Annotated in this window: 11 protein-coding genes; 3 read left to right on the top strand and 8 right to left on the bottom strand. The window is 44.4% G+C overall.

Annotation, left to right across the window (positions count from 1 at the left end; genetic code table 11):
* Nucleotides 1-8: 8 nt before the first annotated feature.
* Entirely contained in the window at nucleotides 9-926 is a 918-nt protein-coding gene (locus D6856_RS07215) for an ArsR/SmtB family transcription factor (protein ID WP_120686343.1), read from the bottom strand.
* A 147-nt stretch (nucleotides 927-1073) separates the two neighbouring features.
* Nucleotides 1074-2795, bottom strand: a complete 1722-nt coding sequence (locus tag D6856_RS07210) for a methyl-accepting chemotaxis protein (RefSeq protein WP_120686342.1) — start codon at nucleotides 2793-2795, stop codon at nucleotides 1074-1076.
* 223 nt (nucleotides 2796-3018) lie between these two features.
* Here D6856_RS07210 and D6856_RS07205 point away from each other — a divergent pair, with 223 nt between their 5' ends.
* Nucleotides 3019-4314 (top strand): adenylosuccinate synthase, encoded by a 1296-nt coding sequence (locus tag D6856_RS07205; protein WP_120686341.1) that lies wholly within the window; start codon nucleotides 3019-3021, stop codon nucleotides 4312-4314.
* Between the two features lie 46 nt (nucleotides 4315-4360).
* On the opposite strand, the gene nudC is transcribed toward D6856_RS07205, so the two are convergent.
* Nucleotides 4361-5260 carry an NAD(+) diphosphatase gene (gene nudC / locus D6856_RS07200; protein WP_120686340.1) on the bottom strand — a complete coding sequence of 300 codons (900 nt, stop codon included), beginning with the start codon at nucleotides 5258-5260 and terminating at the stop codon, nucleotides 4361-4363.
* Between the two features lie 21 nt (nucleotides 5261-5281).
* Nucleotides 5282-6184 (bottom strand): helix-turn-helix domain-containing protein, encoded by a 903-nt coding sequence (locus D6856_RS07195; protein ID WP_120686339.1) that lies wholly within the window; start codon nucleotides 6182-6184, stop codon nucleotides 5282-5284.
* 162 nt (nucleotides 6185-6346) lie between these two features.
* Between D6856_RS07195 and uxuA the strand changes: the two genes are divergently transcribed.
* Together uxuA and D6856_RS07185 are read left to right on the top strand one after the other, a co-directional pair.
* Entirely contained in the window at nucleotides 6347-7423 is a 1077-nt protein-coding gene (uxuA, locus tag D6856_RS07190; protein ID WP_120686338.1) for a mannonate dehydratase, read from the top strand.
* Between the two features lie 2 nt (nucleotides 7424-7425).
* Nucleotides 7426-9045: a mannitol dehydrogenase family protein gene (locus D6856_RS07185; RefSeq protein WP_120686337.1), complete on the top strand. Its 1620-nt coding sequence runs from the start codon at nucleotides 7426-7428 to the stop codon at nucleotides 9043-9045.
* A 105-nt stretch (nucleotides 9046-9150) separates the two neighbouring features.
* On the opposite strand, the gene D6856_RS07180 is transcribed toward D6856_RS07185, so the two are convergent.
* The 4 genes from D6856_RS07180 to D6856_RS07165 all read right to left on the bottom strand — a co-directional run bounded on the left by D6856_RS07180 (nucleotide 9151) and on the right by D6856_RS07165 (nucleotide 13518).
* Nucleotides 9151-10326: an iron-containing alcohol dehydrogenase gene (locus D6856_RS07180; RefSeq protein WP_120686336.1), complete on the bottom strand. Its 1176-nt coding sequence runs from the start codon at nucleotides 10324-10326 to the stop codon at nucleotides 9151-9153.
* Between the two features lie 161 nt (nucleotides 10327-10487).
* Nucleotides 10488-11273: a formate/nitrite transporter family protein gene (locus D6856_RS07175; protein ID WP_120686335.1), complete on the bottom strand. Its 786-nt coding sequence runs from the start codon at nucleotides 11271-11273 to the stop codon at nucleotides 10488-10490.
* A gap of 129 nt (nucleotides 11274-11402) precedes the next feature.
* The gene (locus D6856_RS07170; protein ID WP_120686334.1) at nucleotides 11403-12338 is read right to left on the bottom strand and encodes a TIGR03943 family putative permease subunit; all 936 of its coding nucleotides are present in this window, start codon (nucleotides 12336-12338) and stop codon (nucleotides 11403-11405) included.
* Entirely contained in the window at nucleotides 12331-13518 is a 1188-nt protein-coding gene (locus tag D6856_RS07165; protein WP_120686333.1) for a CobW family GTP-binding protein, read from the bottom strand. The genes D6856_RS07170 and D6856_RS07165 overlap by 8 nt, the downstream gene beginning before the upstream one ends.
* Between the last annotated feature and the right edge of the window lie 43 nt (nucleotides 13519-13561).

Below are 13561 nucleotides of genomic sequence, written 5' to 3'. Positions count from 1 at the left end.
ATGTCTCCTTAATTCATTGCACTGTATTTCATTTTGACATTGATGTCCTGGTTGTAATTACCAAAACCTTTGCCAAATATCGTAAGTCCTCCGACATGCTCAGCAGTATCGGGAACCTCGAGTTTAAATTTAATATTGCTCTTGGATGTAAGTTCAAGAGAATCTGTCGTTACATCGGAAATCTTGAGTCCGTCAATAAAAGTGCCGTCGTGATTTATGACAAGCATCTTGATAAGTCCGTACTGATTCCACATCGGGAACCACCAATCGGGCGTAAAGACTCCCTTCACGTCACCGAAATCTCCGGGAGATGTCCATGTTCCGACAAATGTATTGTTAATGTAAAAATAGATATCGGAAGGCCATACGTTATTGTAACCGGGCGCCTCCGAGCTGAGCTCTGCGGTGATGCATAGTTCATCTATTTTCTGATTGCCGGGGATGAAATTGGGGATCTGATATTCAACAAAGCCCTTGGTAAACCAAAGAACATCCGCATCGAATCTATCGGGATGGGTAAAATATCTGGGATCGTCAACTTCTCCGATGGCTTTCTCCGTTGAACATATTCCGCATGTGGGATAAACAAGGCAGTCAAGATAATGGCCGACTTTAATATCCGTTGTATATATATCCTGATCTTTTTTCTCGGGAACAACATCTATAAGTATTCTTTCAAGTGTTGCCGAGCATATCTTCTGATTGCCGTGACCGAGTGCTTCCGACGATACGCGAACAAGTCCGCACTCCTCAAGCTTTTTTATATGACTTGTAAGAGCACCGTTTGTGATATTAAGATGTCTTGCAAGATCGTTCATGTTAAGGCTTCCCTCATCAAGAAGCACCTTTATGATCTCAATTCTTATGTCGGAGCCCAAAGTCTTAAAAAGCTCAAGTCCGTCCTCTAATGATTTAATATGTATCATACCCCAGTCCTCTCTTTTGCGCCGTGGCGCCCCCAAGTCGCTTATCGCTCATTAAATAAAAAAAGATGTAGATACCGAAATATCGATATCTACATCATTATAATGTAGGCATATTTCAAAAGCAATATTATGATACTGTGTCAAAAATCAGAAGTCCGAACCTATCGTGAACTGATCTATCAGCTTGTTAAGACTCTCTGACTGTTCCGAAAGTTCCTGTGATACAGCACTTGATTCCTGGGCTGTAGCGGAGTTGTTCTGAACGACATTGGATATCATCTCGATTCCCTTATCGATCTCATCCATACTCTGAGACTGCTGCTCCGCAAGGTCTCCTGTCTGAACGATCATCTCCGTTATCTCTTCTACGCTGTGCTGCATGGCATCGAGCGCCTGCGTCGTCTCTGCCACAACCGCATTACCGTTACTGATCTCATCCATTGTATCGGCTATAAGCTGGTGCGTATTCTTTGCAGCTTCGCTGGACTGATCCGCAAGCTGTCCTATCTGATCCGCAACAACCGCAAAGCCTTTTCCTGTTTCTCCGGCTCTTGCAGCCTCAATTGAAGCATTAAGTGCAAGGAGTGATGTCTGACTGGCAATAGCCTCAATTGAATTTGTTACCTGTTCAATCTCAGCGGACGCCTCAGTGATCCTGGTCATGGCATCTGTCACAAGATGCATCTTGGCAGCCGATGTCTCGGCATTATCTCTTACTTCAGTCGCCATTCTCTTACTCTTTTCCGCAACTGTCGCAAGCTGTTTGGTCTGTTCAGTCACGGAGTTAACGGAAGCGGTAAGCTCTTCAACAGCTGCAGCCTGATCTGTAGAGCCTTCCGCAAGATCGTTGGCTCCCTGTGACATATTGATGGCACCTTGAGAAACCTGCGAAGAAGAATTCTTAACTTCTTGAAGTGTGCTGCTAAGCGTCTCAGCAATATTTCCGAGAGCCTTTTTAATGGCAGCATAATCACCTATATACAGTTTTTCATTCTTTGAACCGCAGGAGAAATCTCCCGTCGACATACGTCCCAGGGTCTCCGTAATATCTTTTACAATCTCTTCGATAACATCGGTCGAATATGTGATATCATTGGCAAGCTTTCCAAGCTCGTCGTCCGATTCGCTCGGGATCTTGATCTCGATCTTACCGTTAGCCATGTCATCGGCAGCCTTGGAAATGGATTCTATAGGTCCGAGTATGCTTCCGGTAAGAGCACGTCTTGACTTGTTTGAATAAAGGATCGCATAGGCAACTATGGCCAGTGAGAGCACAGTCAAAATAAACACGCTTGTAAGAGCGGCATTAAATGCTTTATGTGCCTGCTCTTTGGCTGATATACCTATTTCCTTGAAATCTTTAACGACTACTTTTATAGCCTCGTTGACGTTGGCAACGTAGTAATTATAAAGTTCTTCGTGAGAATTACCCGCAGCAAACATTGCATCCAAAGTAGCCGCGGAATTGTCTATATCAGCGATGTGCTTATATACTTCGGTAAGGTCGTCATTATAGACCTTTCCGAGTGAATCAAGACCATCGTTCAGCTCCTGGATCTTTTCTTTTGCCCCCTGCATCTGCTCGGCTCTGTCAGCCTCGTCATATGCATTCAGTGCCCAGAGGTAGTACTTGGCAAGGGCCTGGATGGTGATACGTATCTCACCCTGCTGGGTATTCTGCTCATAAAATCTGTTGTAGATCATATTCAGATTAAAAACAGAGAAAGCATCAATTATGATGATGACGACAAAAATGACAACAAGATTAAGTCTAAGTCTGTTGAAGACTTTTTTAAACTTATCGGATACAGAAAGTTTTTTGAATGAATCTTGTGAAAATTCATTTCCGATTGCGGCTGCTCTGCCCATGCTAACCTCCTATATTATGCGAATCATAAACGATTATATGTACTATTATTTTAAGCTTTTTACTTGTTTGTATGTCAAAAAATTGTATAAATTTATATAAAATTTCGAGAAATAAGCAAAACTTATGGTAAGTATAAAAAAGATTGATTTTACTTATATTCTTTTTTCGTATATCATATCTCATGTAGCTTAAAAGAGTTATTTTTAAGGAGGATTTTTTAAAATGGTTAAAGCAGTAGTAGGTGCCAACTGGGGCGACGAGGGAAAAGGTAAGATCACCGATACTCTTGCAGACCAGGCCGATGTCGTTATCCGTTTCCAGGGCGGAGCAAACGCCGGACACACAATAGTTAACGATTACGGTAAATTCGCACTTCACACAATGCCTTCAGGTGTTTTCCACTCACACATCATGAACATCATCGGTAACGGTGTGGCATTCGACATCACCAAGTTCATGAACGAACTTAACGAGATCACATCCAAGGGAGTTCCCACTCCTCAGATCATGATCTCAGACAGAGTTCAGGTTATGATGCCTTATCATGTGCAGTTCGATTCACTTGAGGAAGCAAGACTTGCCGGAAAGAGCTTTGGTTCAACAAAGTCGGGAATCGCTCCTTTTTATTCAGATAAGTTCTCTAAGATCGGATGGCAGATCAACGAGTTCTTCCAGGATGATGATGTTATCAAGGAAAAGATCGCACGTATCGCGCAGATCAAGGATGTGCTCCTAGTTAATCTCTATCATGCAGATCCTATCGATCAGGAAGCACTCTTTAAGCAGATCGTTGAGTGGAGAGATCAGGTTAAGCCTTATGTTGGCAACGTAGCACTCTATCTCGATAATGCTATCAAGGAAGGCAAGACAATTCTTTTAGAGGGTCAGCTCGGAACAATGAAGGATCCCGACCACGGAATCTATCCCATGGTTACATCTTCATCTCCTCTCGCAGCTTACGGTGCGATCGGAGCAGGCATCCCTCCTTATGAGATCAAGCAGATCGTTACAGTATCCAAGGCTTATTCATCAGCTGTCGGAGCAGGTGCATTTGTATCAGAGCTCTTCGGAGATGAAGCTGAGGAACTCAGAAGAAGAGGCGGCGACGGCGGTGAGTACGGCGCAACAACAGGAAGACCCAGACGTGTGGGCTGGTATGACTGCGTAGCAAGTAAGTACGGCTGCAGACTTCAGGGCACAACGGATGTTGCTTTCACAGTACTTGACGTTCTCGGATATCTCGATGAGATTCCCGTATGCGTAGGATATGATATTGACGGCGAGGTTACAACAGAGTTCCCCGTAACACACCTTCTTGAGAAGGCTAAGCCCGTATTCAAAACTCTTCCCGGATGGAAGTGCGATATCAGAGGAATCAAGAAGTACGAAGATCTCCCTGAGAACTGCAGAAAGTATATCGAGTTCATCGAGGAGCAGATCGGATATCCCATCACTATGGTAAGTAACGGACCTGCAAGAAGCGATATCATCTACAGAACAAGTAAATTATCAAAGTAATAATATAGCGGTGTAGCAAATGCTACACCGCTTTTTTGTTGAAAGGTTATAGTGTTCCGGAATAACCGTTATTTTTGAAGGTTTGCATCATTTCGTTGGTGAGGCTGTATTCGAGAGGTTGAAGGATTATGTCGGGGCGCTTTACCCACTCGGCATATTTGAGTTCGCCTTTGTCCATCTTGATGGTTTTGTCGCCTACTACGTCGCAGTAGAAGCCAACGAGGATGTCGCTGGCGATGCCCCAGGGCTGGGATTTGTAGTAGCGGATATTGGTGACGGTAAGGCCGACTTCTTCCATAACTTCTCTTGCCACGCACTCCTCAAGTGTCTCACCGATCTCGGTAAAGCCCGCAACAAGGGCGTTGTGGCCATAGCCGACACGGTACTTGGTAAGGACTATGCTGTCAGTCTCTTTATCGGTAATGCCGATTATGACGGCAGGATTGATCCTTGGATAGATCTTGTTGCCGCACTTAGGACAAGTCCTTGCTCTCTCTTTCTTGTCATTCTCATTCTCGGCGCCGCATTTGCCGCAGTATCTTGTCACGGAATACCACTCAGCAAGCTGATATGCAGTGAATGCAGCGTAGACATATTCCTTGGGCTGAAGGCCGGCATTTCTAAGCTCTGTAAAAGAGACAAAGCTGTAGTCTGCGTTTTCCTCAGTCTTTTCGGCTATGGCGCTCTCTTTTTTATCAAGTAAAAAAAAGCTCTCATCATCAACAGAAAATAAGTAGATAAAAGAAGCTTCGCTAAGCTCTTCCGCAAAGTCAGATCTTTTGGGGATATCAAGAGTTTTGCCCTCATCTCTTATCTTTACAAGGAGCTCGATATCTCTTTTGTTCTGCGCAGAATCCCTGAAAGCAAATATCCTGCTGTCATCAGAAGGTCTCTTTTCGGGATCGTATTGATTGTATAATCTGTGGGGATTTATGTCCTGAATCATTTTAGTCACCTTCGTTGAATGTTATTTATCTATCTGCAAGGCGTTGTTTGAGTAAAGCCCCTGATATTCCTTGGGGGACATGCCATACTCTTTTTTGAAAGCCTTGAAAAAGCTTGAATAATCTCTAAAGCCGAACTTCTCATAGGTTCCCGTTATGCTGGCGCCGCCCGTGATAGCATTTCTGCACTCGGCGAGGCGCTTTTTGATAATGTACTGATGGAGCGAAACGCCGAGCGTATCCTTGAAAAGATGCGCAACGTAGTACTTGCTTATAAAGAACTGCCCCGCGATATCATCGAGCGTAAGAGCATCCTCGAGATTACTCTCAACGTAAGCGATGATATTTTGGAAAAGAGTCAGCTCATCGCTTCCGCTGCTGATGTTCTCCTCGTCGTAGACAATCCTGTTGATCGTAAGGATAAGGTCACAAAGGCACAGATGTCTGAACGCAGTGCTTCCGTATCTCTCACTTGCGATTTCCTCGAGAAGGCGCAGGAACTTGGACTCGACCATGTGAAACTGCGCGGGTGCAAGGTGATAGATGTATTTGTGATACGCCTCTGCCTTCTGAAACAGGAACATGTAGTCCACAGACTCCTGCATAAGCGAATTACAGCAATCTTTGCTTATCCAGAAAAGGAAGCGTCTGTAATTTTCCTCGGGATTATTCATAAGCGCATGATGCGAGATCCCGGGTGGAACCAGCATGAGGTCGCCGGGAGACATCTTGTATCTGATGGTCTTGCCCTCGGGACTGAATATCTCCATGGTAACGTCGCCCTCTATAAAGAGGTAGCACTCGTAATAATCATGGGCATGCGGCTTAAGCGTCTTGAAGTCTCTGTCTGAGTAATAGTAGACCTCAAAATCCGATGAAACCATGTATTGTCTTGTGTTAAAGGATGATCTTAGTTTGCTTTTCATATTTGTATAATAGCACCGATTGCAATTTTTGCAAGGTATGAAACAAATTATTCCATTCTTTTTTTTACTAAAAGAAACTATTGTATTATACAGACCACAATTATTATTCAGATCATTAAATCAGATCAAAAAAGATGTATTAGGAAGGGAGAAATTCTAATTATGGAAATGACACTTCGCTGGTACGGTAAAGAGTATGATACCGTAAAGCTTTGGCAGATAAGACAGGTTCCCGGTGTAAAGGGTGTTATCACAACTCTTTACAACAAGCAGGCGGGCGAGCTCTGGACTCAGGACGAGATCAAGGCTCTCAAAAAGGATGTCGCTGACGGCGGACTTAAGGTTTCAGGTATCGAATCGGTAAACGTATCGGATGCCATCAAGGCTGCTACCGCAGAGAGAGACGAGCACATCGATAACTATATAAAGACTTTGGAGAATCTCGGTAAAGAAGATATCCACATGGTATGCTACAACTTCATGCCTGTATTCGACTGGACAAGAACAGAGCTTGCAAGAAAAAGAGAAGACGGCTCGACCGTACTTGCTTACACTCAGGAAGCTATCGATGCTATCAATCCCGAGAAGATGTTCGAAACACTTTCAGGTGACACAAACGGTTCCGTAATGCCCGGTTGGGAGCCCGAAAGAATGGCTCACATCAAGGAGCTCTTTGAGCTCTACTCAGGAATCGATGAGGATAAGCTCTTTGAAAATATTGTTTATTTCTTGAAGGCGATCATGCCCGTATGTAATAAGTATGACATCAAGATGGCTATCCATCCCGACGATCCCGCTTGGTCTGTATTCGGACTTCCCAGGATCATCAACAATGAAAAGAACATCCTTAAGCTCATGAAGGCGGTTGATGACGTTCACAACGGAGTTACATTCTGCTCAGGCTCTTACGGCACAAGCCTTGAGAACGATCTGCCTCACATGATCAGAGCACTTGAAGGAAGAATTCACTTCGCACACGTTCGTAATCTTAAGTTCATCTCTCCCACCAACTTTGAGGAGTCTGCTCACCTTTCAGCCGACGGAACTTTCGATATGTACGAGATCATGAAGGCTCTCTATGAGACAGGCTTCGACGGACCTATCCGTCCCGACCACGGAAGAATGATCTGGGGCGAAGTTGCAATGCCCGGCTACGGTCTCTATGACAGAGCGCTCGGTGCAACTTACCTCAACGGTCTTTGGGAAGCAATTGAAAAGAGTCACGAGAGAGGAGTTTGATCATGAAGCTTAATGAACAGAGTTTAAAAGACAGCGCATGGAAAGAGAAGGGCTACTACCTTCCCACTTTCGACAGAGCTGAAATGATAAAAAAGACAGTTGAAGCACCCGAGTGGGTTCACTTCGGAGCAGGAAATATCTTCAGAGCATTTCAGGCTAATCTTTCACAGAGAATGCTTGACGGCGGCATGAACGATAAGGGACTTACTGTCGTAGAAGGTTTTGACTATGAGATCATCGAGAAGATGTACAAACCTCACGACAACCTCTCACTCCTTGTCACACTTAAAGCTGACGGATCCGTTGAAAAATCCGTGATCTCAAGTATTGCGGAGTCATGCATCCTTGATTCAAATGATGAAAAAGAGTTTTCTCGTCTTAAAGAGATCTTTAGATGCGATTCTCTTCAGCTTGCTACTTTTACAATCACAGAGAAAGGCTATAGCCTTGTTAATCCCGCAGGTGAGCTTCTTCCCGCAGTAAAGGACGATTTTGCAGCAGGCCCTTCAAAGCCTCAGAGCTATATCGGTAAGGTTGCGGCTCTTTTATATGAGAGATTCCTTGCAGGTGAAAAGAAGATTGCCATGGTCAGCACAGACAACTGCTCACACAACGGAGATAAGCTCTTTGATGCGGTGCATGCATTTGCAAAAGAGTGGACTGCAAACGGTAAGGCTGACGCAGGATTTATTTCATATATAGAAGATGATTCCAAGGTTTCTTTCCCTTGGTCAATGATCGACAAGATCACACCAAGACCCGACGATTCCGTTAATGAGATTCTTAAAAACGATGGAATCGAGGAGCTTGAACCCGTTGTAACTTCCAAGAAAACTTGGGTTGCTCCCTTTGTTAATGCCGAGGAGAGCGAATACCTCGTTATCGAGGATAAGTTCCCGAACGGTCGTCCCGCTCTTGAGAAGGTCGGAGTTATCTTCACGGAAAAAGAGACTGTGGATAAGGTTGAGCGCATGAAGGTTTGCACCTGCCTCAATCCTCTTCACACAGCACTTGCCGTATACGGATGCCTTCTTGGATACGACAAGATCTCAGAAGAAATGAAAGATACGGAGCTTGTTAAGCTTGTTAAGACAATCGGATATGTTGAGGGACTCCCCGTTGTTACAGATCCGGGTGTTATAAAGCCTCAGGAATTCATTGACACTGTTGTAAACGTCAGAATTCCCAACAAGTTCATGCCCGATACCCCTCAAAGGATTGCCACAGACACATCGCAGAAGCTTGCCATCAGATTCGGTGAGACTATCAAAGCTTACCTTTCTTCAGATAGTCTCAATGTAGCCGATCTAAAGTGTATTCCTCTAGTACACGCCGGCTGGCTTCGCTATGTGATGGGCGTAGACGATAACGGCAAAGCATTTGAGCCAAGCCCCGATCCGCTTCTTGAGAAGGCTAAGAGCTTTGTTGAAGGTATTGAGCTTGGAGCTTCTATAGATAAAGCTGCTATCAAAGCTAAGCTTCTTCCTATTCTCAAAGACGCTACAATCTTTGGCGTAGACCTTGAAGAATCAGGCCTTTCGGATAGAGTTCTTTCTTACTTTGAAGAGCTTATCGCCGGCACAGGTGCCGTAAGAGCAACGCTCAAGAAGTATGTTGGCTGATCTTATTGCCCCACAGCAATGTGAAGGTGCATTAACTTAATCTCATAAAAAATGCACTGCATGGACGCATGCAGTGCATTTTTATTGATTCATATAAACTTATATTCAGATCATGAGCTCATAGATCTTGGTGCAATCATCCTCGCTAAGAGTTACGAAGCCTGAGATTGAACCGGGTCTTCCGTCGCCGTTACAAAGAACATCAACGAGCTTGGGAATATCTTCTTTCTTGGCTCCGAGTTCCTCAAAGTTCTTGGGCATACCGATCGAGATGAGGAAGTTTCTGAGAGCTTCTATGCCGGCCTTAGCTGTGACTTCGGGATTGGCGAAGTCCATCTGGCACCCCCAAACTCTTGTAGCTACCTGCGCAAAGCGCATTACATCGTGCTTCATTACATATGTGAATACAGCGGGCATTGTAACAGCAAGGCCTGCTCCGTGAGCGCAGTCATAGAGAGCTGAAAGTTCATGCTCAATGTTGTGGCTGTTCCAGTCCTGAGTTCTTCCGACGCCGCATGAATTATTGTGTGCCATCATTCCTGCCCACATAATATTGGCTCTTGCCTCATAGTTGTTGGAATCTTCGATAACTCTGGGTCCCTCGTGCTTCATCGTAAGAAGAAGTGCTTCTATAAGTCTGTCCGTAACCTCGACCTCAGCGGTATTTGTAAGATATCTCTCATACAGATGAGCCATAATATCTGTGATACCTGCTGCCGACTGATATGCGGGAAGAGTCTGGGTAAGAGCGGGATTGAGGATACTGAACTTGGGTCTTATCGCATCTCCGCTTGCTCCGCGCTTGATCATACCTTCTTCCTTGGTGATAACGGAATCAGGGCTTCCCTCACTGCCTGCAGCGGCAATTGTAAGGATAGTTCCCACAGGAAGAGCCTCAGTGATAGTCTTTCCCTGATAGAAATCCCAAAAATCTCCGTCATAAACTGTTCCTGCCGCTATAGCCTTGGATGAATCTATAGTACTTCCGCCACCCACAGCAAGAATAAAGTCAACATTTTCTTTTTTACAAAGCTCTATTCCCTCGTAAACAAGGCCGCTTCTGGGATTGGGCTTAACGCCTCCAAGAAGCACATAAGGGATGCTCTCCTTATCCAGTGAAGCCTTAACCCTATCAAGAAGTCCCGATTTAACAACGCTTCCGCCGCCGTAATGAATAAGAACTTTGCTTCCGCCAAACTTCTTGACGTACTCTCCGGCCTGATTCTCAGTGTCTTTTCCAAAAACAAAATAAGTAGGTGAGTAGAACGTAAAATTCTGCATAATAACCCCTTTCTCGTTTGCTCTGATTAACTAATTACTATTATATCATGCATAATATGCACACCTATTTCATAATAATGGCACAGAAAAAGCCTTATGACTATTTATCGATAGACATAAGACTTCTCATTTTTTGTTATGTTTATATACAGGACAGGTAATCAGTTCTTTTTAAGATAAGCGCCGTAGTAAACTGCGCCGACGCAAAGTCCGCCGCCAATGATATTACCGATGGTTACGGGAATAAGGTTGGTTACAAAGAATCCGAATAAAGATAATCCGTCTGCGGGGATTCCGTGAACGTAAGATGCAAGGAAACCTGCAGGAATGAAATACATATTTGCAACGCAGTGTTCGAAACCGCAGATAATAAAGAGCATAACGGGAAGCCAAAGTGCAAGCACTTTTCCTGCAAGCTCATCAGCAGCGAAAGAACACCATACTGCCATGCATACAAGAACGTTACAAAGGATTCCGCGAAGGAGTCCGTCTGAAAAAGATAATCCTGACTTAGTAACCGCCGTTGCAACTACGTTTGTTGCAAGCTGTCCGTCGCCGAATGAATAAATGTGGCCAAAAGCCGCAATCGCTGCAATAATAAAGCCTCCGACCATGTTTCCGAAATAAACGATAACCCAGTTCTTAAGCATCTTAAGAGGCGAGGTCTCTTTCTTGAGAACAGGGATCGTAATAAGGCAATTGCCTGTGAAGAGCTCAGCTCCTCCGACAAGCACCATAAAAAGACCTATAGGGAAAACTACAGAACTGATAACCCTTGCCGATGAAGCATTATCCGCAAGGCAAGATGCGATCTGGCTTCCGAGTCCTCCAAGCGCAATGAAGGCTCCAGCCATTATAGCTAAAAGAAAGGTCTGTGAAGCCTTAGCTTCGGCCTTGGCCTTTCCTACCTGTACATATTTTTGAGCAATTTCTGCCGGTGATTTCATGTCTTAATACTCCTTACTTCTGTTTCGCTTAGCGAGATTTTTCAAGAATCTCGCCGTATTATTATACCCTCTTTCGCCTTATATTTAAAGAAAAAAGCCCGCTTTCGCGAACTTTTTCCAAACAAAGCTTCACACTACATTTATCACTTCCCGCTCAGGTTTGTCGGCAGCCTTTAGCCCGCTCACCTTGCACACCGGGAAATCAACCTTGTACTTATCCATATACTCTTTTTCCACAAGCCCTGTAACGCTCACCCAGCTGCCGTTTTCAAGGCTGTCAAGGTCATCGTAGTCGCAGATTATTCCGAATAAAGACAGGTCATCCTCGCAGCATGTCATTGCGTATCTGCCCGCAAGAAAAGACTGCCTTGTCTTACCGCGTGACTTCATGACCTGCGCCGTGAAGCGAATCGTCTTTCCGACGTATCTGTCCAGGTTGTCGAGGCTGTCCAAATAGAACACGGAAAATGAATCATTGTCTACATCGACCACATCGGCATTTAAGTCATATGGAAGGTCGTCCTCAAACCTTATTACAATATCGTCCCTCTCGTCATCCTTAAATACAATGTTGAGCCCCGTGTTCACAGCCTTAAGATTCCTTCTGAAATACGAAAGCTTATCCTCAAGCCCGGTGCAGTTATTCACAACCGCCATGTACGCGTTTCTTACCTGCTCAGACAAAAGAGATTTCATATTGGCCGCATAGAGTTCAAAAGTCTTTCCGTTGATCACGGCGATCTCCATAATGTCGTTCCAGTACCAGGGAAAAGATAAGTCTTTTCGCATCCACATGCCGTTAAACTCAACCACAACCCGCGCCGGCTTGACCGCCTTTTCAAGCTCTTCGATGTGCTCCGGAGTAAAATCCTCTTCATCCTCGATATACCTTACAACCACGCCCATCTTCTCAAGAAGATAGTCGTCGTATTCCACTTCGCCTTCCTCACAGACGATAAGAAGCGTTACACCGTCTATCTTGAAATACGACTCTTCGAACAAGTCCTGAATAAAAGAGGTCTTTCCCGCATCCAAAAATCCGTTCACAAAATAAACCTTACCCAATTTTCTTATTCTCCTTATTTTCAAGCTCCGCCTGCGGCGTGTACGGTGTCTTGTCTATGCACTCGTTCAGCATTGAAATGATGCGCTCTTTATCAATATTTTTTCCTATGAAAACAATCTGATTGAGCCTGTCGCCGTAGATTTCATCCCACTCTTCCATGATGTCCGGGAAGCTTCGTATAACCTCTTCCTTTTCCTTTTCGTCAAAGGCCGCTACCCAATTGGAAACCTCGGATATTGATGCGTTTCTTCCCGCCTGCTCAAAGAGCTGAACATGAATGTCATCATCCGAAAACCAGATATACCCTTTAGCACGGATTATATTCTCGGGATAGTTTTCTTCAACGAAAGCACTGAACTTCTCGTGATTGAAAGGTCTTTTTTCCTCAAAGACAAAAGAGCTGATGCCGTATTCATCTACGCAACCTTCATCCATCGCTTTTTCTCTGGCAAGAGCAGCCTGCATTGCCGAAGAATTCATGACCTCGTCGTAGTCAAACTTTGATCCCTTGAAAATCCTGTCGGGATTGACTTTACCGTAAACGCACTCTACAATCTCCGCCTTTCTTTGGAACTGTCTGATCACCTTTTTTACCGATTCTTTTTTATCCTCGGGAAGGAGATCGCACTTGTTCAAAAGAACCACGTTGCAGAATTCGATCTGATCCATTATAAGGTTGATGATGTCGGGATCCTCGTCCATGATCTCTTTTTGTCTTTCATCGGACTTTTCTTTTATTCCGTCAAGAAACTCCGTGTATATCCTGTCGGCATCAACGACAGTCACAACAGAGTCAAGATAGAAGCCAAGCTTTTTGTGTGATTCCTGATACATAAGGAATCCATCCGCTATTGATGCGGGATTACTGATGCCTGAGGCTTCCACAATGATTCTTTTGATATGCTTATCTTTTGCAAGCGCCTCAACCTGCGTCATAAAGGCTTCCTGAAGAGTGCAGCAGATGCAGCCGTTCGTAAGCTCTATCATCTTGGAATCCGCCTGAGTAACGTTACTTTTCGAAATAAGGGAAGCGTCGATGTTAACGCTTCCCATATCATTTACTATCAGTGCGATTCCGTCTGATTCCGTATTTTTAAGCAGCTCATTAAGTACCGTTGTCTTACCTGAGCCAAGATATCCTGTCAGTATGGTCACCGGTTTCTTTGATAAACCAAACATTGTATTCCTCCGCGTGTAAATGCTATGATCGTTTACGTTTTAT

It is taken from the genome of Butyrivibrio sp. XB500-5, assembly GCF_003625505.1.
In the GTDB taxonomy this organism is placed as follows: domain Bacteria; phylum Bacillota; class Clostridia; order Lachnospirales; family Lachnospiraceae; genus Butyrivibrio.
The sequence above is the reverse complement of the archived record's forward strand: the minus strand, read 5'-3'. Positions and strand labels throughout refer to the sequence as shown.

Excerpts from the sequence above, each read along its gene's own strand:
- D6856_RS07185 (WP_120686337.1), top strand. The coding sequence starts at position 7,426 with ATGAAGCTTAATGAACAGAGTTTAAAAGACAGCGCATGGAAAGAGAAG.
- D6856_RS07180 (WP_120686336.1), bottom strand. The coding sequence starts at position 10,326 with ATGCAGAATTTTACGTTCTACTCACCTACTTATTTTGTTTTTGGAAAA.
- uxuA (WP_120686338.1), top strand. The coding sequence starts at position 6,347 with ATGGAAATGACACTTCGCTGGTACGGTAAAGAGTATGATACCGTAAAG.
- D6856_RS07165 (WP_120686333.1), bottom strand. The coding sequence starts at position 13,518 with ATGTTTGGTTTATCAAAGAAACCGGTGACCATACTGACAGGATATCTT.
- D6856_RS07215 (WP_120686343.1), bottom strand. The coding sequence starts at position 926 with ATGATACATATTAAATCATTAGAGGACGGACTTGAGCTTTTTAAGACT.
- D6856_RS07205 (WP_120686341.1), top strand. The coding sequence starts at position 3,019 with ATGGTTAAAGCAGTAGTAGGTGCCAACTGGGGCGACGAGGGAAAAGGT.
- D6856_RS07210 (WP_120686342.1), bottom strand. The coding sequence starts at position 2,795 with ATGGGCAGAGCAGCCGCAATCGGAAATGAATTTTCACAAGATTCATTC.
- D6856_RS07195 (WP_120686339.1), bottom strand. The coding sequence starts at position 6,184 with ATGAAAAGCAAACTAAGATCATCCTTTAACACAAGACAATACATGGTT.
- D6856_RS07175 (WP_120686335.1), bottom strand. The coding sequence starts at position 11,273 with ATGAAATCACCGGCAGAAATTGCTCAAAAATATGTACAGGTAGGAAAG.
- nudC (WP_120686340.1), bottom strand. The coding sequence starts at position 5,260 with ATGATTCAGGACATAAATCCCCACAGATTATACAATCAATACGATCCC.